This window comes from Komagataeibacter rhaeticus (assembly GCF_003207855.1).
GTDB lineage: Bacteria > Pseudomonadota > Alphaproteobacteria > Acetobacterales > Acetobacteraceae > Komagataeibacter > Komagataeibacter rhaeticus.
Genome location: NZ_NKTZ01000001.1, coordinates 50,520 through 70,966, shown reverse-complemented (window position 1 = coordinate 70,966; position 20,447 = coordinate 50,520). Strand labels below are relative to the sequence as shown.

At 64.1% G+C, this 20,447-nt stretch carries 23 protein-coding genes and 2 tRNA genes; 17 read left to right on the top strand and 8 right to left on the bottom strand.

Going from position 1 to position 20,447, the window contains the following annotated elements; all coding sequences use genetic code 11:
- The first annotated feature begins 2 nt into the window (after positions 1 to 2).
- Positions 3 to 941: an electron transfer flavoprotein subunit alpha/FixB family protein gene (locus tag CFR78_RS00360; protein ID WP_007397244.1), complete on the top strand. Its 939-nt coding sequence runs from the start codon at positions 3 to 5 to the stop codon at positions 939 to 941.
- 190 nt (positions 942 to 1,131) lie between these two features.
- Here CFR78_RS00360 and CFR78_RS00355 read toward each other — a convergent pair whose 3' ends face one another.
- Entirely contained in the window at positions 1,132 to 1,335 is a 204-nt protein-coding gene (locus CFR78_RS00355; RefSeq protein WP_007397246.1) for a hypothetical protein, read from the bottom strand.
- A 521-nt stretch (positions 1,336 to 1,856) separates the two neighbouring features.
- On the opposite strand from CFR78_RS00355, the gene CFR78_RS00350 reads away from it, so the two are divergent.
- Positions 1,857 to 3,290, top strand: a complete 1,434-nt coding sequence (locus CFR78_RS00350; protein WP_007397248.1) for an MATE family efflux transporter — start codon at positions 1,857 to 1,859, stop codon at positions 3,288 to 3,290.
- Here the strand turns inward: CFR78_RS00350 and rfbD are convergent.
- The 4 genes from rfbD to CFR78_RS00330 all read right to left on the bottom strand — a co-directional run bounded on the left by rfbD (position 3,278) and on the right by CFR78_RS00330 (position 5,991).
- Positions 3,278 to 4,207: a dTDP-4-dehydrorhamnose reductase gene (rfbD, locus tag CFR78_RS00345; protein WP_051672056.1), complete on the bottom strand. Its 930-nt coding sequence runs from the start codon at positions 4,205 to 4,207 to the stop codon at positions 3,278 to 3,280. The genes CFR78_RS00350 and rfbD overlap by 13 nt on opposite strands.
- Complete coding sequence (locus CFR78_RS00340) at positions 4,204 to 4,818, bottom strand: dTDP-4-dehydrorhamnose 3,5-epimerase family protein (RefSeq protein WP_007397250.1); 615 nt, start codon at positions 4,816 to 4,818, stop codon at positions 4,204 to 4,206. The genes rfbD and CFR78_RS00340 overlap by 4 nt, the downstream gene beginning before the upstream one ends.
- A 354-nt stretch (positions 4,819 to 5,172) precedes the next feature.
- A tRNA-Ala gene (locus tag CFR78_RS00335) sits at positions 5,173 to 5,248 on the bottom strand.
- A gap of 98 nt (positions 5,249 to 5,346) precedes the next feature.
- Positions 5,347 to 5,991 (bottom strand): Maf family protein, encoded by a 645-nt coding sequence (locus tag CFR78_RS00330; protein ID WP_084149663.1) that lies wholly within the window; start codon positions 5,989 to 5,991, stop codon positions 5,347 to 5,349.
- 406 nt (positions 5,992 to 6,397) lie between these two features.
- Between CFR78_RS00330 and hemE the strand changes: the two genes are divergently transcribed.
- From hemE to hemJ, 3 genes are read left to right on the top strand one after another with little or no spacing between them, the layout of a single operon-like run.
- A complete protein-coding gene (gene hemE / locus CFR78_RS00325) occupies positions 6,398 to 7,459 on the top strand; it encodes a uroporphyrinogen decarboxylase (protein ID WP_034930254.1) in 1,062 nt (353 codons plus the stop codon).
- 2 nt (positions 7,460 to 7,461) lie between these two features.
- Entirely contained in the window at positions 7,462 to 8,175 is a 714-nt protein-coding gene (locus CFR78_RS00320; protein ID WP_034930256.1) for an HAD family hydrolase, read from the top strand.
- On the top strand, positions 8,168 to 8,617 hold the full coding sequence (gene hemJ / locus CFR78_RS00315; protein ID WP_034930259.1) for a protoporphyrinogen oxidase HemJ: 450 nt from the start codon (positions 8,168 to 8,170) through the stop codon (positions 8,615 to 8,617). The genes CFR78_RS00320 and hemJ overlap by 8 nt, the downstream gene beginning before the upstream one ends.
- Positions 8,618 to 8,645: 28 nt before the next feature.
- On the opposite strand, the gene CFR78_RS00310 is transcribed toward hemJ, so the two are convergent.
- Both CFR78_RS00310 and CFR78_RS00305 read right to left on the bottom strand, forming a co-directional pair.
- Entirely contained in the window at positions 8,646 to 9,098 is a 453-nt protein-coding gene (locus tag CFR78_RS00310) for a YjjA family protein (RefSeq protein ID WP_007397256.1), read from the bottom strand.
- Positions 9,099 to 9,197: 99 nt separating this feature from the next.
- Positions 9,198 to 9,518, bottom strand: a complete 321-nt coding sequence (locus CFR78_RS00305; RefSeq protein ID WP_034930262.1) for a YggT family protein — start codon at positions 9,516 to 9,518, stop codon at positions 9,198 to 9,200.
- Between the two features lie 143 nt (positions 9,519 to 9,661).
- On the opposite strand from CFR78_RS00305, the gene CFR78_RS00300 reads away from it, so the two are divergent.
- Positions 9,662 to 9,737: transfer RNA gene (locus CFR78_RS00300), tRNA-Ala, on the top strand.
- A gap of 159 nt (positions 9,738 to 9,896) precedes the next feature.
- Here CFR78_RS00300 and CFR78_RS00295 read toward each other — a convergent pair.
- Positions 9,897 to 10,262 carry a RidA family protein gene (locus CFR78_RS00295; RefSeq protein WP_258365808.1) on the bottom strand — a complete coding sequence of 122 codons (366 nt, stop codon included), beginning with the start codon at positions 10,260 to 10,262 and terminating at the stop codon, positions 9,897 to 9,899.
- Positions 10,263 to 10,335: 73 nt separating this feature from the next.
- Between CFR78_RS00295 and CFR78_RS00290 the strand changes: the two genes are divergently transcribed.
- The 11 genes from CFR78_RS00290 to CFR78_RS00240 all read left to right on the top strand — a co-directional run bounded on the left by CFR78_RS00290 (position 10,336) and on the right by CFR78_RS00240 (position 20,410).
- A complete protein-coding gene (locus tag CFR78_RS00290; RefSeq protein ID WP_034930264.1) occupies positions 10,336 to 10,779 on the top strand; it encodes an HPr kinase/phosphorylase in 444 nt (147 codons plus the stop codon).
- 134 nt (positions 10,780 to 10,913) lie between these two features.
- Positions 10,914 to 11,882 carry an RNase adapter RapZ gene (gene rapZ, locus CFR78_RS00285; protein ID WP_034930267.1) on the top strand — a complete coding sequence of 323 codons (969 nt, stop codon included), beginning with the start codon at positions 10,914 to 10,916 and terminating at the stop codon, positions 11,880 to 11,882.
- Entirely contained in the window at positions 11,879 to 12,340 is a 462-nt protein-coding gene (locus CFR78_RS00280; RefSeq protein WP_007397261.1) for a PTS sugar transporter subunit IIA, read from the top strand. Before rapZ ends, CFR78_RS00280 begins: the two co-directional genes overlap by 4 nt.
- Positions 12,333 to 12,629, top strand: a complete 297-nt coding sequence (locus CFR78_RS00275) for an HPr family phosphocarrier protein (protein ID WP_034930399.1) — start codon at positions 12,333 to 12,335, stop codon at positions 12,627 to 12,629. The genes CFR78_RS00280 and CFR78_RS00275 overlap by 8 nt, the downstream gene beginning before the upstream one ends.
- Entirely contained in the window at positions 12,616 to 14,454 is a 1,839-nt protein-coding gene (ptsP, locus tag CFR78_RS00270) for a phosphoenolpyruvate--protein phosphotransferase (RefSeq protein ID WP_034930269.1), read from the top strand. Before CFR78_RS00275 ends, ptsP begins: the two co-directional genes overlap by 14 nt.
- A complete protein-coding gene (locus tag CFR78_RS00265) occupies positions 14,447 to 15,820 on the top strand; it encodes an anthranilate synthase component I family protein (protein WP_034930272.1) in 1,374 nt (457 codons plus the stop codon). The genes ptsP and CFR78_RS00265 overlap by 8 nt, the downstream gene beginning before the upstream one ends.
- A complete protein-coding gene (locus tag CFR78_RS00260; protein WP_034930275.1) occupies positions 15,817 to 16,626 on the top strand; it encodes an aminotransferase class IV in 810 nt (269 codons plus the stop codon). Before CFR78_RS00265 ends, CFR78_RS00260 begins: the two co-directional genes overlap by 4 nt.
- 113 nt (positions 16,627 to 16,739) lie before the next feature.
- A complete protein-coding gene (gene purH / locus CFR78_RS00255; protein WP_034930277.1) occupies positions 16,740 to 18,320 on the top strand; it encodes a bifunctional phosphoribosylaminoimidazolecarboxamide formyltransferase/IMP cyclohydrolase in 1,581 nt (526 codons plus the stop codon).
- 97 nt (positions 18,321 to 18,417) lie between these two features.
- Positions 18,418 to 19,182: a hypothetical protein gene (locus CFR78_RS00250; RefSeq protein WP_007397268.1), complete on the top strand. Its 765-nt coding sequence runs from the start codon at positions 18,418 to 18,420 to the stop codon at positions 19,180 to 19,182.
- Positions 19,183 to 19,306: 124 nt separating this feature from the next.
- On the top strand, positions 19,307 to 19,648 hold the full coding sequence (locus tag CFR78_RS00245) for an AtpZ/AtpI family protein (protein ID WP_007397269.1): 342 nt from the start codon (positions 19,307 to 19,309) through the stop codon (positions 19,646 to 19,648).
- Positions 19,649 to 19,660: 12 nt separating this feature from the next.
- Positions 19,661 to 20,410 carry a F0F1 ATP synthase subunit A gene (locus CFR78_RS00240; RefSeq protein ID WP_007397270.1) on the top strand — a complete coding sequence of 250 codons (750 nt, stop codon included), beginning with the start codon at positions 19,661 to 19,663 and terminating at the stop codon, positions 20,408 to 20,410.
- The last annotated feature ends 37 nt before the right edge of the window (positions 20,411 to 20,447 follow it).

Genomic DNA, 20,447 nt, shown 5'->3' with positions numbered 1-20,447 from the left:
TCATGACCGTACTCGTTTTCCTTGACCATGAAGGCGGTGTGATCCGGCAGGCTTCGCGCTCGGCCATTGCGGCGGCCAACAGGCTGGGTGATGTCGATGTGCTGGTGACCGGCCCCGACGCGGCGGCAGCCGCAAAGTCAGCCGCCGCCATTCCCGGCGTGAAAAAGGTGCTGCAGGTGACCGACACCACCGGCAGCAGCGAACTGGCCGAGCCGGTTGCCGCCCTGCTGGCGCAGCTTGCCGATGGTTACACCCATATCCTCGCCACGTCCTCGGCCACGGCCAAGAACGTGCTGCCGCGTGCGGCGGCCCTGCTGGATGTGCAGCCGATCCCCGATATCGTTGCCATCAACGATGCCGACACCTTTGTCCGCCCGATCTATGCGGGCAGCGCGCTGGCAACGGTAAAATCGGCCGATGCGAAGAAGGTGATCACGGTGCGCGCCTCCTCCTTCGAGCCGGTGGCGGCGGAGGGCGGCAATGCGGTGATCGAGGACGTGGCCCTGCCCGCAGGCCCCGGTGGTTCGACCTTTGTCAGCACCGAGCTTTCCAAATCCGAGCGGCCGGAACTGGAATCCGCCCGCGTCGTGGTCTCGGGCGGCAACGGCATGCAGAACGAGGAGAACTTCAAGCTTCTCGAACCGCTGGCCGACAGGCTGGGTGCCGCCATTGGCGCATCCCGCGCGGCGGTGGACAAGGGGTTCGTCTCCAACGAATACCAGGTTGGCCAGACCGGCAAGATCGTGGCGCCCGAACTGTATATCGCCATGGGCATATCCGGGGCGATCCAGCACCTTGCAGGCATGAAGGACAGCAAGGTGATCGTGGCCGTCAACAAGGACCCCGAAGCGCCGATCTTCCAGGTGGCGGATTACGGGATCGTGGGCGACCTGTTTACCATCCTGCCGCAGCTTGAGGCGGAACTGGACAAGGCAGGCTGAAGCCTGCGCCAGCCATGCGTTGATAAAAAACAACAAAAGTTTCTGGATGCTGCCTTTTTTCAGAAAAGCGGCATTCCTTGGAGCTTTTTGAAAAAAGCTTCACCAAAAACTTTTGCATGACTACAGGCTTTTCAGACAGCCTCAAAAGGGGGCGCGGGCACAGGTCCGCGCCCCTTTTTTCATACAGGGGCTATTCGTTTTCCAGCACGGCATGGGCGCGGGCCACGACCGTGTCATATTCCTCCTGCGTCAGGTCACCGCGATGCAGCATCTCGCTGGCCCGGGCCAGGGCATCACGCGCATGGGTCACGTCAGGTATGGGGTAACGCCGGCCGGGCAGGGCAAAGGCGGAATCCGGCAGGGCATTGCGTTCGGCCGCTGTCAGTCTGGACATTGGTGTTGCTCCCTAAACGATAATGGTGCCAGCAGGCAGCCAGCACGCCACAGCGTAGTGAAAGCCTGAACGAACCAGATGCGTAAAAGACGGATGGCACCCCATTACTTATGCCATACGCAAAAAAACAGGGCCCCCCAATAAAGGAGGACCCTGCCAGTGGAATGCCAACGCATCCGCGCCCTGCACCCATCCCGGTATTCTTGCCGGATATTTTTGGTATTTATGGAAGCCTGCTGGCCTCATGTGATTCTGTATGACATGCTTATTTTAAAAGGTCAACAATAAACATAAATAAAAATACGATTTTACTTTTTTTGCACTGCACAATTCATCTGGTTATTTTGCACCGCACAATGCGGGGTTAATATATAAAGAACAGCGCGCCATTTTTATGTCATGACACAAAAAACGGTGCGAATGGGGGCCTTGTGCCGGATTTCATTGCCCCGCATCATGTGCGGCAGGGGGCTGCGCCGCATAAGCCAGACCCCATAACGCCCAGCAGACAGGATACCCTAATGGGGGCAGAACCCGCACCACGACCACAGGCCAAATTCTGCACGGGCAGCATCGTGCGTCATGTCGTGGTCATGGCGGGAACCGGGGCCATTGGCCTTATGGCCGTGTTCGTGGTCGACCTGCTCAACCTGTTCTACATCGCATGGCTGGGCAATCCGGCGCTGACGGCGGCCGTGGGCTTTTCGGGCGTGGTCAGCTACGTGCAGATTGCCGTCTCCATCGGACTGTCGATCGGCATCGGGGCCATCAGCGGCCGGCTGATCGGCGCGGGCCGGATCGAGCAGGCGCGGCGCGTGGCCTCCTCGTTCGGTGTTGTCATGATGGCGATCTGCCTGCTGCTTGGCCTGATCACGGCATGGCTGGCCGCACCGATCCTCGCACTGCTTGGCGCCAGCGGGGAGGCGGCACGGCAGGCCACCACGTTTCTGGAAATCATCTCGCCCGGCCTGCCGCTGATCGCGGCGGGCATGGGCTGCTCGGGCCTGCTGCGTGCCATAGGGGCTGCGCGTATTTCCATGAATGTCACGCTGTTGGGGGCGCTGATCTCCGCCATTCTGGACCCGCTGCTGATCGTGGTACTGGGGCTGGGACTTGAAGGCGCGGCCATCAGCACCCTGTTTTCGCGCGGGTTCGTGGCCCTCATGGGCTTCCGCTGCGCCCGGCGGCACGGGCTGCTGGCGTGGCCCGTGCGCACGCATGTGCTGACCGATACGAAACTGGTGGGCGAAGTGGCCATGCCTGCCATCCTGACCAATCTGGCAACGCCGGTCAGCAGCATCATCGTAACCCATGCCATGGCCGGATTCGGGCTTGCGGCCATTGCGGGACAGGCCACCATCGAACGGATCGTGCCGGTAGCCTTTGCCGTGGTGTTTGCGCTGACGGGGTCGGTGGGACCCATCATGTCCCAGAATCTCGGCGCGGGCAGGCTGGAGCGGGTACGCGCGACACTGGTGGCCTCGCTGTGGCTGGTGGCGGGATGTGTCGCCCTGACATGGGCTGTCCTGTTCCTGGCCCAGGACCTGGTGGTGCGGGTTTTCTCGGCACAGGGGACGGCGGCCATGCTGATCCACCTGTTCTGTAACTGGACGATAGCGGGCTACGTCTTCATCGGCATGCTGTTCGTCGCCAATGCGGCCTTCAACAATCTGGGCTTTCCGCTTTATTCCACCCTGTTCAACTGGGGGCGGGCCACGCTGGGAACCGTGCCCTTTGTCTGGTTCGGCATGAAATTCGGCCCCGGTGGCGTGCAGGTTGGCCAGGTGCTGGGCAGCGTGCTGTTCGGTTCCTGTGCGGTCATGACCGCCTTTGCCGTGGTACGCAGGCTGCATCCGGGGGATCTGGCCACGGCGCACGCCATGCCCGTCATCCCGCCACCACAGACAGGTGAGGCCGGCCTGATCGAACTGGATGAACTTGATCACTCCACCTGATCAGGCTGCCGCAGCATGGCCTCCACCACGGCCCCCAGACTGTCACGCCAGTGGGGCAGTTCAAGACCAAAGACCTGCCTGAACCGCCCGCAGTCAAGGCGCGCATCAACCCGGCGGGCGGCGGCTGTTGGCCGGTCGGCTGTCATGACCGGCATGACGGGCGGCGCGGGGTGGCCATGCCGGCCCGCATGCGCCACTGCCGCACTGGCCAGTTCATGCCACGTCGCACTGCCGCCACCCGCGACATGGAACACCCCCCGATAGGCAGGTTGCCAGCCCGACTGCCGTATCCGGGCCGCCACCTGCAGCAGGGCATCGGCAAGGTCCGGGGCGGCGGTCGGATGGCCCGACTGGTCGGCAACAACCTGAAGTTGTGTTTCCCTGCAGGCCGCCTCCAGCATGGTGCGGACAAAATTGCGGCCATACGGGCCATAAACCCATGACGTCCGCACCACCATGGCCCGTGCGCAGGCGGCCAGTACCGCTTTTTCTCCCTCCGCCCGGCTCCGTCCATACACGCTCTGCGGGTCGGTGGGGTCTGTCTCCCTGTAGGGGCGGCCCCTGGTGCCGCTGAACACATGATCGGTCGAGACATGCAGCAATGGTACCGCCTGCCCCGCGCACAGCCACGCCAGCAAAGCAGGACCTTCCGTATTGGCCAGGCGGGCGCGGTCCGGTTCCTCTTCCGCCGCGTCAATGGCGGTCCACGCGGCGGTATTGATGACAAGATCAGGCCGCATGTCCTGCATGACGCGCACCACGGTATCGGGCTGCTCAAAATCGAACAGGGGCCGCCCCACCACCATTACCGCATCCCCTCCGCAATGCTTCAGGGTTTGGGCAAGCTGGCCTGAGCCGCCGGTTACCAGAATACGCCACCCCGCCGAGGTGGCATGAGAGGACAGGCGCGTCGTCATGGGTAAGGAAACCAGTCAATGACATTGGAAAAGGAAGGGGCATGCCCGTCAGCCGGGGACAGGACGGCCTGCTGGTCCCTGACCGGCCATTCAATGCCCAATGTCTCGTCATTCCAGCGTATGGTGCGCGTACTGGCGCGCGCATCCGGCCGGGTCTGGCGGCATGTGACCTCGGTATTCCCGTCCAGGCAGCACAGGCCATGCAGGAAACCGGGCGGAATCCAGAGCTGGCGGGCATTTTCAGCGCTCAGGGTAACGCCCGCCCATTGCCCGAAGCTGCGTGAGCCGGTCCGCACATCCACACCCACCATCCACACGGCCCCACGCCCGCACTGAAGGAGCCTGCCCTGTGCATGGGGTGGCACCTGGCAATACAACCCGCGCACGACATGGCGGTCATACCGCTCGGTCCGGCTGCTGCGCATGAAATACTCGGTCATGGCAATTCCGGCATGCGAAAGGACCGTGCAGGCCGCGCGGCAGGTGCTGCCCCGTCCCGTCCTGATGGTGGGCACAAGCAGCAGCAGGCCCTCAATGGGAAGGGCATGCGGCTTCAGGCCAACATCATCCGGCGGTGACGCAACGGAGGAAAGCGGCCCATGCTCAGCCATGCTGGCCCCATGGAACCGGACCATTACCGGCAAACTGGCGTTTACACGATGGATGGCTCTGCATTCAGACCTGCCTTGCACCGGACCGGCCTTAACGGGCATGACCGGTTTTCGTTTCATTACTCTGGAATGCAGTTTTAACGCGGCAGGCGTTACGAACCGATTAAGGCAGCACAAAAAGCGCCACATTCCTGAAAATGCGGCGTGCGGTTGCTAGCAACTGTCTGGAATCATAAGAAAGTTTTTGGTGAAGCTTTTTTCAAAAAGCTTCGGGCAACATCGCTTTCAAAATAAAAAGCAACATCCAGAAACTGCTATAATTTCCAATTTATGGGGGTACCAGATAAAGGAATCTGGTGGAGCCAAGGGGAGTCGAACCCCTGACCTCCTGAATGCCATTCAGGCGCTCTCCCAACTGAGCTATGGCCCCACTTGTTCCATCGGCGGGGCCATTGTGTGGCCTGCCGTGGTCCGGTTCGCGGGGTATAACCATAAGCCACAGGCAATGCAACCCCCCTTTCCCCAAATTTATTGCAGGAGAATTCCCTGCGCGCGCAGGGCCTCAAGCAGCGCCAGCAGCGGCAGTCCCATAATGGCGGCCTGTTCGCCATCAATGCGGGAAAACAGGTGGATGCCCACCCCTTCCAGCCGGTAGCACCCCACGCAGGACAGGATGGCATCCCCCTCGACCTGAAGATAACGGTCCAGAAAGGAATCGCTGAACGCCCGCATATGCAGCACCGGACAGGCGACGTGACGCCATAACGTGGTACCATCGCGCATCAGCACCACTGCCGTGTGCAGCGTATGGGGACGACCGCGCAACTGGCGGAGATGGCTTCGGGCTTCCCGCAGGGTTTCAGGCTTGTCGAACCAGGTATCATTGCAGGTCAGGATCTGGTCCGCCCCGATGACATATGCGCCGGGTGGCGCCGCAATATGGCGCGCCTTCGCAACCGCCAGTTCAAGTGCGGTGTGGCCGGCATCATGCCCCTGTGCCCGGCAGGTGGCGCGGATGGCGTGTTCATCCACATCCGCCGCCCGGTAATCCGCCCGTATCCATGCCGATTCCAGCAGCATGCGCCGGGCGCTGGAGCGGCTGGCGAGTACTATCGGCGGCGACTCCGCCTGTAACGGTACCGGCTTTAGTACTAGATTCGAGTCGTCGGGCATCGCGCGCTCCGTACTGGGGAAGTGAAAGATAAAATTCCGGCGTCAGGAGTACTGGGGTACATGGGGATAGTACTCCAAACAATTCTGTGCCGTACCGAGTACCGGGGACAACGGGTACAGGTCCATCCGCGGTGGGTTGTACACAGGCTTATGTCGGTACAATCTGGATAACTCCCCACGCCCACGGGAATCCTTGGAGTCGGAAACTGTACACCCTGTGGGAAAAGTGGGGTACATTTTCGGAAACGTGGGTACCCCATGACTCACAGCACTTAAAACACCCCAAAAAATTTCTTTCTCTTTTCTTTTATTGTTTTGAAAGGCGCGCGCGCGTTGTCCCTGCCCGCTATCCGTGGCCGGCAAAGTACGAGATAGTCCGGCCACAACGAAACAGAACGACGGATCAATGACTGAAACACGCAAACCCCTGCTCGCCACCCTGTTGGGAGAGGCGACCTGGCCCCCTCCGGTATGGCTGATGCGGCAGGCGGGCCGGTTCCTGCCGGAATTCCGGGCCCTGCGTGAAAAGGCCGATTTCATAACCCGCTGCATGACACCCGACATGGCGGTGGACATCACGCTCCAGCCGATCCGCCGGTTTGGCATGGATGGGGCCATCCTGTTCTCCGATATCCTCATCTTGCCCTGGGCCATGGGGCAGTCGCTGGAATTCGTGCATGGACGCGGGCCGGTGCTGGGACCGGTCCGTTCGATGGCGGATCTGGAACGGCTTGACCCCACGCGGGTGGCCAAAGCGGTCCAGCCGATCATGGAAACCCTGGCACGGCTGCGCAAGACGGTGGACGGACCCGAGGCGATCGGCCCGGCCCGACCGGGACAGGTCACGCTGATCGGCTTTGCGGGCGCGCCCTTCACGGTGGCGTGCTACATGGTGGAAGGCCACGGCTCGCGTGAGTTCGAGGAGACGCGCAGGCTGGCCTATACCGATCCCGCCTTCTTTGATCGGCTGATCGACCTGCTCACCACATCCACCGCCGACATGCTCTGTGCCCAGATCGAAGCCGGGGCCGAGGCCGTGATGCTGTTTGACAGCTGGTCCGGGCTGCTGCCGCCTTCACAGTTCCGCCAGCATGTGATCGAACCCGCGCGGCGGATTACCGAAATCATCAATGCCCGCCATCCCGGCGTGCCGGTCATCGGCTTTCCCCGTCTGGGCGGGCTGATGGCCATCGAATACGGTCATAAGACAGGCGTGAATGCCATGGCGCTGGATACCGGGGCCGACATGATGGCCGTGGCGGAAAAGGTGCCCGACACGCTGGTGCTGCAGGGTAATCTCGACCCGATCCGCGTGCTGGCCGGGGGCGAGGGCATGCGCATCGAAGCCCGCGCCATCCGCGATGCCATGAAGGGGCGGCCGCATGTGTTCAATCTTGGCCACGGCGTGATCCCGTCCACCCCGCCCGAACATGTGGGTGACCTGATCCGTACCATCAGGGAGGTCTGAACATGCTGCCTGCCGCCCTGCGCCCCGATGGCGCGCTTGAACTGGTCATTTTTGACTGTGACGGTGTCCTGATCGACAGCGAGGAGCCTTCATGCCGCATGATCGCCCGTGACCTGCGCCAGTATGGCCGCGAGATCAGTGACGACGATGCCGTCCACCGCTTTGCCGGGCACGCGCTGACCGCGCTCAAACACGAGATCGAACAGGCGGAGGGCATTGCCCTGCCCGAGGACTGGCCGGCCCGGATGCAGCGCAACCTCGTCACCCTCATGCGCAACGAGGCGGAAACCATTGATGGCGCGCCCGCCATGCTGCGTGGCGTGGCGGCACTGGGCCTGCCCTACCGCATCGGTTCCAATTCATCGGTTGCGGAAATGGAAGCCAAATTCGGCCGTACCGGGCTGGATGAACTGATTGCCGCATCCTGCATCCATTCCGCGCGTGACATGGGCCAGCCCAAGCCTGACCCCGCGGTCTATCTGGCCGGGGCAAGGGCGCAGGGCGTGGCGCCGGGCAACTGCATCGTGCTGGAAGATACCGATACCGGCGCGCGCGCCGCCCAGGCGGCGGGGATGGGCTGCGTGCTGCTGCGCCCTGCCGAACTGCCGGCACCATCATGGCCGGGCCTGCTGCGCATCACGCATCTGGATGAATTCGTGCCGCTGCTGCGCCGCATCCTGACAGGGCAGGGCAGGGGAGATACGGCACATGCCTGAAATGCTTGCGCCTTACATGCTGTGGCTCAAGGCATTTCACATCATGTCGTTCATTGCGTGGATGGCGGGCCTGTTTTATCTGCCGCGCCTGTTTGTCTATCACTGCCAGGTGGCGGCGGGATCGGCGGAAGCGGAACGCTTCAAGGTGATGGAATACAAGCTGCTGCGCTTCATCACCACGCCGGCCATGATCAGCACGTTTGTGTTCGGTGGCCTGCTGTCATCCATACCGGGCCTAGTTGACTGGCATTCCGGCTGGTGGCTGACCAAGCTGGCCTGTGTCCTGGCCATGGCGGGTTTCAACGGGGCATGCGGGCGGTGGCGGCGCGACTTTGCCCATGACCGCAACACCCGGCCCGAACGGTTCTATCGCATGGCGAATGAAGTGCCGACCGTTCTCATGATGATCATCGTGATCATGGTGGTCGTCCGCCCGTTCTGAATGAACGGGCGGCGCCTGCGGTCCGGCTTCAGAGCAGGGATTTGCCCTGCTTCAGCACGGCATTGCATACCTTCTTGGTGGCCTTCTGCTTCAGGTTGCCCTCAAGCGAGGACAGCGAGAAGGTGTTGCCGTTGCCGGTATCCAGAATGCCGTTCTGGCCATTGGTGTACTGGGTGCCTGACGTATCAAGGCCGGACTTCTGCTTGAGCGAGGACAGCAGCGTGGCCGGGCTGTTGCCTTCCAGGTAGTTGTTCTGCACGCAGTAGCTCAGCAGGCCCGTGACATTCGAAGACGGCAGGGACGAGATGGAGGGCATCTTGACCCCGCTGCCCGAAAGCAGGCCCGCTGCATTGCCCAGCGCACCGGAAGAGGAGCCGCCGCCCAGCCCACCAAAGCCCTGTGCATGGGCCGGTGCGCCCGACAGTGCCGCCGCAAGCGGCAGGGCCGCGACAAGCGCCAGAAAACGGTTTGATTTTTTCATTTAAGCAAAACTCCTGAAATCCGGCCCGCGGGAACCCCACGGTCCTCGGCCGATCATACCCTTCGCGCTGCTGGCGGCGATAGCCCGCAGCCATGGCATTTATGCAATCCCGACCATAAGCATCCCGTAAATCTTGCCCAGCACCGGCATCAGCACATACTGGATCAGCAGCAGCAGCACGAGTGGACTCAGGTCGATATTGGCGATGTTGGGCAGCATGTTACGGATTGGCTGCAGCACCGGTTCGGTCATGCGGTACAGGAAGTTGGAAATGTTCCACACGATCCGGTTGCGCGGGTCCAGAATGCCGAATCCCAGCAGGAAGCTGAAGATGCACGCCAGCAGCACGACCCAGGTATAGAGCTGGATCAGTTCGAACAGCAGATTGAAGATGATGGAGAGCAACGGGCCAACTTTCATGAAGCACGAAAAGCTGAATCTAGTGCCCGTCCGGTCCCTATACAACCATTACGGCCCGGGCAGGGTGGCCAGAAAAAGGATGCGGGCACCAGAATGCGTCTTGACTTGCTTACCAGCCCGGGTATTTATCGCGCGAGGATTGTGGGGCTGTAGCTCAGATGGGAGAGCGCCTCGTTCGCAATGAGGAGGTCAGGGGTTCGATTCCCCTCAGCTCCACCACCATCCTGCTTTCATGAAATTACGAATAAGCGTTTTCCACCCTCAGCACCTTGAACCGGCGGGGCGTTTTTGGTGAAGCTTTTTCACGCAAAGGTCTGGCGAATACCGCTACGCCATATTTTGTTATTTTTCATCAGCCGGTTGCAGGAAATCTGACTTTCAGTCACCATCTGTTCCCGGTAGCGTGACTAGATCGATTTCCACGAGCTGTCCGGCCTGTGCGAAGGGGCTGACCAGCCTGAGTGTCGTGGCCGGGCAGGTGCGGGCAAACAGGTCGTTAAGCAGCGGGAAACAGGCGTTGAAGCCATCCGTGCGGCTTAGCGTGAACACGATTCGGGTTACGTTTTCCGCAGTCATGCCCTGACTGGCCAGCTGGTCCATGCCGGCTGCCAGTGCCTGGCGGATCTGGGCGAACAGATCGGGCGGGAAGGTGCCGGTCTGTCTGTCCACGCCGGTCAGGTGCCGGATATGGACCTCTGCCGGGGGGTGGAACGGTGTGTTTTCTTCCATTATCGCCAGAATCACAAAATGGTCATGTTTTGTCCATAAAAAATTTTTCTTCTCCCGCCCCTTGGCCGGTTCCGGACAGGATCGTGGCATGAGCGCACCGATCCAGATCCATGCTTCCTGCGCCGCACGGGGGGAAGACGGGGTCCTGCTTGTCGGCCCGTCGGGTTCGGGCAAGTCGGACCTGCTGCTCCGGCTGGTGGATGCGGGCTACGCGCTGGTGGCGGATGACCGCGTCTGCCTGCATGCGGGATGGGCCAGCGCGCCGCCGCCCCTTGCGGGCCTGCTGGAAGTACGGGGCATCGGCATCGTGCGCATGGCATGGCGGGCGCGGGTGGGTGTCAGGGCCGTCGTCCGGCTGGTTTCCATGCATGAGCGTACCGTGCGCCTGCCCCCGCCACCGGGACGTGACAGGGTAACGGGCCTGCCGGAATTCTTCCTTGACCCCGCACGGGCTTCCGCCGTAGCCCGGGTCGGGCTGATACTGGATTGCGTGGTCGGATACAGGCAGTTGCTGGATGAAGGGCAGATGTGATGGCACACGCCCTTTTTATTATCGGCCATTCGGTGGACAATGGAATCAGGAACATGTTTCGGCACCGCCATGATACAGCGATGTGTCACCTGGCACAGGTCTGACAGGAAACAGGGTTTTGCGTGACTGACACCATGGATGAAGACACACCGCTCCCCCGTCGCATCCTGCTTGTGACCGGCCTGTCCGGGGCGGGAAAATCCTCGATTCTCCGTATCCTGGAGGATCTGGGGCACGAGGTGATCGACAATCCGCCCCTTGGCATGCTGGACGAGATTGTCGCCCGTGCCGAGCGGCCGGTGGCGATCGGTGTGGATTCGCGCACGCGCGGGTTCGATGCCTCCGCCGTGCTGGCGGCCCTTGCGCGGCTGCGCGTCAACCCGGCGCTGAATGCGGAACTGATCTATGCCACGGCAGAGGAAAGCGTGCTCCTGCGCCGCTACACCGCCACCCGCAGGCGCCACCCGCAGGCGGTGCATGGCACCGTGAAGGAAGGGATCGAGGCGGAAATCAAGCTGACATCCCCGTTGCGTGAGGCTGCCGATGTGGTGATCGACACCTCCGACCTGCCGCCGCCCGAACTGCGCCAGCTGGTCGAGGCCCGGTTCGGGGAATGGTCGGCAGGCGGCCTGGACGGGCTGACGGTGGCGCTGATGTCCTTTGCCTTTCCCGCCGGTGTCCCGCGTGAGGCGGACATGGTGTTCGATGCCCGTTTCCTGACCAACCCCTATTACGACCCGATCCTGTCCGCCATGACCGGGCTGGACGCGCCCGTGGCCGAATACGTGGCGCGTGACCCCGATTACCAGGAATTCCTTGACCGGATGGTGGGCCTGCTGGAACTGGTCCTGCCGCGTTTCGTGCGCGAGGGAAAGAAATATGCCACCATCGCCATAGGCTGTTCGGGCGGGCGGCACCGTTCGGTCACGCTGGTGGAAGCCATGGCGCTCAGGCTTGCGCAACAGGCGGGGCGTCCCCATCATGATGCCTGGCCGGTCGTGATCATGCATCGTGAACTGGCCCGGCAGGGTCGCAGCAGCTGGCGCTGGGCCAGCCGCCCGCGCGGCCAGGCCCAGACAACGGAGCAGACACCCGGGAAATGATCGGTCTTGTATTCGTCATGCATGGGGTTCTGGGCGAGACCCTGAAGGGGGAGCTTGAACATGTTGTCGGCCCGCAGGCACAGGCAGCGGTGTTCAACGTGACCGCAACCACGCTGCCCGGCACATGCGGGCTTGCGTTGCGGCAGGCCATCGACTCGGTTGATAGCGGGCAGGGTGTCATCCTGCTGACCGACATGTTCGGCAGCACGCCCTCCAACATTGCCGTCTCCGTGCTGGAAAACGACCGGGTGGAGGTACTGGCGGGCGTGAACATGCCCATGCTGGTCAAGCTTGCGCAGATGCGCGGCCACGCGGGTATGCGTGAATGCCTGAGCGGGGCGGAAGAGGCAGGACGGCGCTATATCTCGGTTGCCTCCCACCTGCCGCCGGCGTGCCTGACGGGGGCGGGCGAATGCGCGGTGGCGGCCGTTGACAGCGTGGCAGGCCACGGTGGCTGACCCCGTGGCGCGGGGGCCGGACCTGCAGGCGGATGTGAAAATCGTAAACCGGCGCGGGCTGCATGCGCGGGCGGCCGCCAGGTTCGTGACGGTGGCGGAAAAATTCACGGCGGATATCGATGTGACCCATGTCGGCATGACGGTATCGGGACATTCGATCATGGGTCTCATGATGCTGGGGGCGGCCCGGGGCGAGACAATCGGCATTACGGCCCGTGGCCCGCAGGGAGCCCCCGCGCTGGCGGCCCTTGTTGCCCTGGTCGGGGCCGGGTTTGATGAAGACGACTGAACGCCGTCCCGCGGCTTCCGCCCGGAATGGGGAGGTCCGGCTGACGGGGCAGCCCGTCTCCCCCGGTGTGGCCATTGGCCATGGCTGTGTCGCGCATGATCCGCCGCCGCCGCCGGTCGATACCGCGCGGCGTGACTGCAACCCCGAACAGGAGCGGACCCGCCTGCATGAGGCGATAACCCGCTCCACCGCCCAGTTGCGCAGGCTGCATGAACGTCTGGCCCTGCTGCCCGAGGACGGGCAGGTGGAAATCGGCTCGCTGCTGGATGTCTACCGGCGCATGCTGGGTCCTTCGCGTCTGCGCCGTGGCATCGAGAACCGGCTTGCCCAGGGCATGCTGGCGGAAGCCGCCGTCCTGCAGGAAACAGAGGCACTGGCCGCCTTCATGCTCACCCCACCCGGCCGCCCCGCGCCCGAGGGGGAGGACGCGGTGGCGGCCCGTAGGCGTGCGGGCGAATTCCGTGAAATCGGGCGCAGGCTGATCCGCAACCTCAGCGGTACGCCCTACCGTTCCTTTTCCGCCCTGCCCAACGGGGCCATTCTGGTGGCCGAACAGCTTCGTCCGGCCGATGCCGCCCTGATCGATCCCTCACGTATTGCCGCCGTGGTGACGGAAGAAGGCGGCAGCACCGGCCATACCGCCATCCTGCTGCGCGCGCTTGGCATCCCGGCGGTGCTGGCCGCCCATGGGGTGCTGGCGCAGATGGGGCGGCGCACCCGGCTGGTGGTCGATGGCATGACCGGCCGCGTCACCATCCGCCCTGCCACCCGCACGGCGGCGGCGGCACGGGTGGCGGTTGCCGCCTATGCGCGGGAGCGGCAGATGCTTGGCCGCCTGCGCCGCTTGCCTGCCCGTCTTTCCAGCGGGGAGGTGGTGACACTGCAGGCCAATCTGGAAATACCGGCCGAACTGCCCATGATCGCCCAGTCCGGTGCCGCGGGCATCGGGCTGCTGCGCAGCGAATTCCTGTTCATGAATGCCGCAGGCGTGCCCGATGAGGACCAGCAGGAAGCGGTCTACCGCCCCCTGATCGAGGCGATGGCGGGGGACCCGGTCACGATTCGCGTGGTGGACTGGGGCAGCGAGAAGAACAGCGATGTGCTTGCCCGCATGGGTATTGGCGACGGGGGAGAGGTCAACCCGGCGCTGGGCATACGTGGCATAAGGCTCCTGCTCCAGCATCGTGGCCTGCTTGAAACCCAGTTCGCCGCCATCCTGCGCGCAGCCATGGCCGGTCCGGTGCGCGTACTGCTGCCCATGGTGTCCTCGATGGGGGAAATGCGTGCCGCGCGTGAGATCTATTCCCGCATCGGGCGCAGGCTGCGGCGCAGGGGCGTGGACATCCCCGATCCGCTGCCCCCGCTGGGCATCATGATCGAGACCCCGGCTGCGGCCCTTATGGCGGATGTGCTGGCGCAGGATGCGGAATTCCTGGCCATCGGTACCAATGACCTGACCATGTACGCCTTGGCCGCCGACCGCGCGGCACGCGATGTGGCGGGTCTGTACGATCCGCTGCATCCCGCCGTGCTGCGGCTTGTGCGCATGGCGGCGGATGCGGGGCTGCGCCAGCGCCGGCCGGTTTCCCTGTGTGGGGAAATGGCGTCCGACCCACGGTGCGTGCCGCTGCTGGTGGGGCTGGGGGTACGGTCGTTTTCCATGCATGCTTCCGCCGTGCCACGGGTCAAGCAGGCGATCCGGGCGGTGGGCATGGATGACTGCCGCCGCATGGCGCATCGCGCGCTGGAAGCCGCCGACGGGCAGGAAGTCAGCGCCATGCTCACCGCCTGTGCCGACAGCCTGCGCCAGGACGGGGATGGCTGATACCGGCATGCTTGTGTCCCTGCCCTGGCGCGAGGGGGATGACATTCTGGCCGCGTGGGGCCACCTGCCCGGGCTGGCGTGCCTGGACAGCGGGGGGGAAATCGGCCCCCGTGCGCGCTGGGTCATTGTCTGCCGCGATCCGGTGCATGTGATCGTGCAGCGTGGGGGGGCATGCTGGCGCGATGGCCTGCCGGTGGCGCAGTCCCTGCCCGAACTGCTGCGCCAGCATCTGCCGCGCCGGAACTGTCCGGCCGGGGTGCCGTTTGCCGGGGGCGCTGTCGGGTTTATCGGGTATGGCGCGGGCCTGCGGGTAGAAGGGATTGCCACGCGCCATGCGGCCGACCCGGATGAGCCGGAAGCGGCGTTTGGCCTGTATGACCACGCCTTCGTGCTGGACCGCGTGACCGGACAGGCGTGGCTTGCCGCCACCACCGTGCTGGATACGGCACGGATGGCGGCGCTGACGGCGCAATGGAAAGCCATTGCACCCGCAGGCCGCCTGCCGGCATTGCCCCGCCTGCGCTTTGCGCCGGACCAGACCGGCCCGGCCTATCGGGCCGGCGTGGCACGGGCGGTGGAGCGGATTGCGGCGGGCGAGGTCTTTCAGGTCAACGTGACCGGGCGCATGGATGCCCGGCGGCCGGCGGGCCTGGCGGCGGTGGATGTCTACCGGGTATTGCGGGCGCATTCGCCCGCGCCGTTTGGGGCCTTTCTGGCGGGGGCGGGTGGTTTTGCGCTGCTCAGTGCCTCTCCTGAGCGTTTTCTCTCCCTTGCCGTGGACGGCGGGGTGCAGACCCGGCCCATAAAGGGCACGGCCCCGCGTGGCCGGACCGTGGCCGAGGACGACCATCTGGCGCAGGCCCTGCGCCATGACGCCAAGGAGCGGGCGGAAAACCTGATGATCGTCGATCTCATGCGCAATGATATCGGACGCGTCGCGGCGCTGGGCAGCATGGGGGTGAGCGAGCTGTTCGGGGTGGAACGCTTCACGCATGTCCATCATCTGGTCTCGGAAGTGACGGGGCGGCTGCGCCCTGACCGCGATGCATTCGACCTGCTGGCCGCCACCCTGCCGCCGGGATCGGTCACGGGCGCGCCCAAACACCGCGCCATGCAGATCATCGATGAACTGGAAGCATCTCCGCGCGGTGCCTATTGCGGCACGGTGGTCCGTATTGGCCATGATGGCGCCATGGACAGTTCCGTCATCATCCGCACGCTGGTCATGACGGCGCACCGGATCACGGCGGCGGCGGGGGGCGGCATTACCCATGATTCCGACCCCATGCGGGAATATCGTGAAATGAAGCTGAAGATCGCGGCCCTGCGGGCGGTTTTCGGTGATATGGACAGCGAGAGGCCATGACCCCTTCCCCCCTGCCCGTATGGCTTGATGGCCGGGTGCTGGCTGCGTCTCAGGCACGCATAGACCCGGCCGACCGGGGTTTCCTGCTGGGCGATGGCGTGTTCGAGACCATGCGCGTGGCGGGGGGGCGGGTCTGCCACTTTGCCCGCCACATGGACCGGCTGGCCCGGGGGGCGGCCGTGCTGCACATGCCCCCGCCCGACATGGCCGTCCTGAGCGCCGGGGTAGATGCCCTGCTGGGCGCCTGTGCGCTGGTATCCGGCTCCCTGCGGCTGACCCTGACGCGCGGTACCGGCCCGCGCGGCCTGTTGCCGCCCGCCCCTGTCGTGCCGACCTGCCTTATCACAGTCACCGCCGGCATGCCGCCTTCCACCCCGGTCAGGCTGATTACCTCCACCCACCGGCGGGATGCGGCAGGTGTGCTTTCGCGCATCAAGAGCCTGAACTACCTGCCCTCCATCCTTGCGCGCATGGAGGCGGCGGCACAGGGTGCGGATGATGCGCTGCTGCTCAATCATGCAGGCCATGTGGCCGAAACCAGTGCCAGCACGCTGGTCGCCTGCATGGGGGGGCAGCTTGTCACCCCCCCGGTCAGCGATGGCGCGCTGCCCGGTACGGTGCGGGGCGTGCTGGTGGATGCGGGCATGGTCAGGGTCGGGCGCATCGAAGCCACCGGGCTGCATGAAGCGCAGGCCCTTTTTGTCCTGAACAGCCTTGGCGTGCGTGAAGTGGTGGCGCTTGACGGGCATGCGCTCGGGCGCCGGCCCGACCTGCTGGCGGCGCTCCGGGCCTGTGCCTGGCGCTGATTTCCGCCCCGGACAGGCCAGTTATGGCATTTCACTTATTGCCCATCGTGACGGGGTTGGACTAATCCAACCCGGATTGGCCCATTTCCAGCTTGCGTGAAAGGTCACCGCTGATGACCCCCCCCACCACCGTGCCCGTCCGGCGTGCCCTGATTTCCGTATCCGACAAGAACGGCCTGCTTGACCTTGCCCGGGCCCTTGTCGGCCATGGTGCGGAAATCCTTTCCACGGGCGGTTCCGCCCGCACCCTGCGCGAGGCGGGCATCCCGGTGCGCGACGTGTCGGACCATACCGGCTTTCCCGAAATCCTGGATGGCCGCGTCAAGACGCTGGTGCCGCAGGTGCATGGCGGAATTCTGGGGCGGCGTGACCTGCCCGCGCATGTGCGCCAGATGGAAGAACACGCAATCGCACCGATCGACCTAGTGGCCGTCAACCTCTATCCGTTCGAGGCCACGGTGGCATCCGGCGCGGGGGCGGAGGACTGCATCGAGAATATCGATATCGGTGGCCCCGCGCTGATCCGGGCCGCCGCCAAGAACCATGCCCATGTGGCGATCGTGACCGACCCGGCCCAGTATGCGGACATCATCACCGCGCTGGAAAAGGGTGGCACCACGCTGGCCCAGCGCACGAAGCTGGCCGGTGCCGCCTATGCCCGCACCGCCGCCTATGATGCCGCCATTGCAAAATGGTTCGCAGGCCAGGAAGGCGAGGACCTGCCCCCGCGCATGATCGTGGCGGGCGAAAAGCGCGAAAGCCTGCGTTATGGCGAAAACCCGCACCAGAAGGCCGCCTTCTATACCGATGGCACGACCCGCCCCGGTGTGGCTACCGCCCGGCAGATTCAGGGCAAGGCACTGTCCTACAACAACATCAACGACACGGATGCGGCGTTCGAGGCCGTGGCCGAATTCGATGAACCCGCCGTGGTGATCGTAAAACACGCCAACCCCTGTGGTGTGGCCACCGCCGCGACACAGGCGGAAGCGTGGGACCGGGCGCTGCGCTGTGACCCGGTTTCCGCCTTTGGGGGCATTGTCGCACTCAACCGCACGCTGGAGGCGGCAGCGGCAGCCCGCATCGCCACCCTGTTCACCGAAGTGATCGTGGCCCCCGATGCAACGGAGGAAGCGCGCCAGATCCTGGCACGCAAGAAGAACCTGCGCCTGCTGCTGACCGGTGCCCTGCCCGACCCGGCACAGGGCGGGGTCGTGGTAAGTTCGGTCGCCGGCGGCTTCCTGGCCCAGACGCGCGATAACGGGCGGATTGCGCCCGATGCGCTGAAGGTGGTGACGAAACGCGCGCCGACTCCGGCCGAGATGGCGGACCTGATCTTCGCCTTCCGCGTGGCCAAGCACGTCAAGTCCAACGCCATTGTCTATGCCAGGGACCAGAGCACGGTCGGGATTGGCGCGGGGCAGATGAGCCGCGTGGATTCCGCGCGCATCGCCGCCACCAAAAGTGCCGATGCCGCGAAGGCCGCGGGCGTTGACCACCCGTTGACACAGGGCAGTGTCGTGGCGTCGGACGCGTTCTTCCCCTTTGCCGACGGGCTGGAGGCCGCCATTGCCGCAGGGGCCACCGCCGTGATCCAGCCCGGTGGCTCGATCCGTGATGACGAGGTGATCGCCGCCGCTGATAAGGCAGGCATCGCCATGGTCTTCACAGGTATGCGCCATTTCCGGCACTGATCCCAGCACTGGCCACTTGCCTGTACGCCGGGGATGGCATGAGATGACATCCCCGGCGGGACAGCCGGACCAAGACAGACGAAAGACGGGTACCTGCATGGACATTCATCGACGTTCCTCCTGCCGCCTGCTTGCGGGCGTGCTTGTGGCTGGCAGCCTGGTGGCGGGCGGCGCCCATGCAGCCACAAAGAGTGCAACCCCGGCGGCGGCAGCGGCCCCGGCACAGGTTGCCCCCGTGTTCGACATGGCCCCGCTGCCCGTCACCACGGGGCAGCTTGCGCAGTTCATCCTGACCTCGACAGGGCAGGTCTCGGGCCTGCTGCTGGCCGATGGCACGCAGGTCTTCTGCCCGCGTGAACTGGGCGACAGCCTGCCCGCCATCGTCCGCCCCGGTGAACAGGTGAGCATAAGCGGCCTGAAGGGGGCGGCCCGCCCCATCGTGCGCGCCTATGCCGTGACCGGCCCGCGCGGGCGGCGGATTGCCGATGTGCGCGTGGAAGGGGCAGCAATACCCTATGATTCCCCCAGCATCGGGCCGGACGTGCCGGTGGACGGCATCATCCTTGCCCCGCTCTATGACATGCAGGGCAAGGTGCAGGGCGTGATCATGCGCGACCATTCCATCGTGTACGTGGGCGAGACGAATGCCGCCCGCCTGGCCGGCTGGCTCAAACCGGGGGCGACGCTGCATGCCATCGGCACGGGTGTATCGGGCGAGCGGGGCACGGCCATCAACGCGCGTGAGATCGGGCCGGACGTGAACCAGGCCATCCATGTGGAACCCGCCGACGCACCGCCGCCGGGCGCCTTTCCCGGCAGCGCGGGCTATGATGTCATTCCCGGCGCGGCCTCGGCCGAATAGGGGCATCCAGAACGCGTGACGCACAAAAAAGATGCGGTGGTGGCGTCTTTGTTTGCCACCGCTTGCTTGACAGGTTATTGCAGCATCGGTAGCTACCGCCTGCACCCTTGGGATGTGCGAGAATTTGGATAAGGATAACGACCCTTCCGGCGAGTCCTTCAACCGACGACTGGAAGCGGCGCGCGAGCGGCTTGAACCGCGCATGGCCGCCAGACAGGAAACGGGTGGAACACTGTCCGATCTGGGCCTGGTGGTCAGATCGGGGACGGAACTTGTCTCGGCGCTTGTGGTCGGGGTTGCGATCGGCTGGGGGCTGGACCACTGGCTGCATGCAAGGCCCTGGTTCCTTATCGTGTTTTCGCTTCTTGGGGGCGTGGCAGGTGTGCTTAATGTCTGGCGTCTTGTCAGGCCCGATGCCATAAACACTAAGGCAGAGGGGCCGGATGACGGCTCTGGACGGATATAGGGAAGAACGAAGTTGGCGGCCGGATCATCCATCGACGCGCTCGGTCAGTTCGAGCTCCATCCAGTTCTGGGTGCACTAGGCGAATCCCTGCGGTTCAGCCAGTCCCCCATGATGATGATTGTCGCCGCCGTTGTGGTTCTGGCGTTCCTGTACGCGGGCATGCGCCCCGCGGCGGTGGTGCCGGGCCGGCTGCAGTCGGCAGCGGAAATGTGCTACGATTTCATCTACAACATGGCGGTCGATACGATCGGTGTCGAAGGCCGGGCCTTCTTTCCCTTCGTGTTCACGCTGTTCTTCTTCATCCTGGCCGGCAACTATCTTGGCCTGCTGCCTTTCTCCTTCGCCTTCACCAGCCATATCGCCGTGACCCTGGCGCTGGCGCTGATGGTGTTCTGCCTCTCGATCATCGTGTCGCTCAAGGTGCAGGGGGCAAAGTTCTTTGCCCACTTCATGCCCGCCGGTGCGCCCAAGGCCCTGGCACCGCTGCTGATCCCGATCGAGATCCTTTCCTTTCTTTCGCGTCCCGTAAGCCTGTCGATCCGTCTGTTTGCCAACATGGTCGCCGGTCACGTGATGTTTGACATGTTTGCCGCCTTCACGATCATGCTGGCCGGTCTGGGCTTCTTCGGTGACATCATCGCCGTTGGTCCCGTGGTCATCAATATCGCGCTGATGGCACTCGAATTGCTGGTGGGTGCATTGCAGGCCTATGTGTTTGCCATCCTTACCTGCATCTATCTGAGGGAAGCGGTGGCCCACTAACCGGGTCGCAATTCCGCTTCCATCTATTTCAATCCAG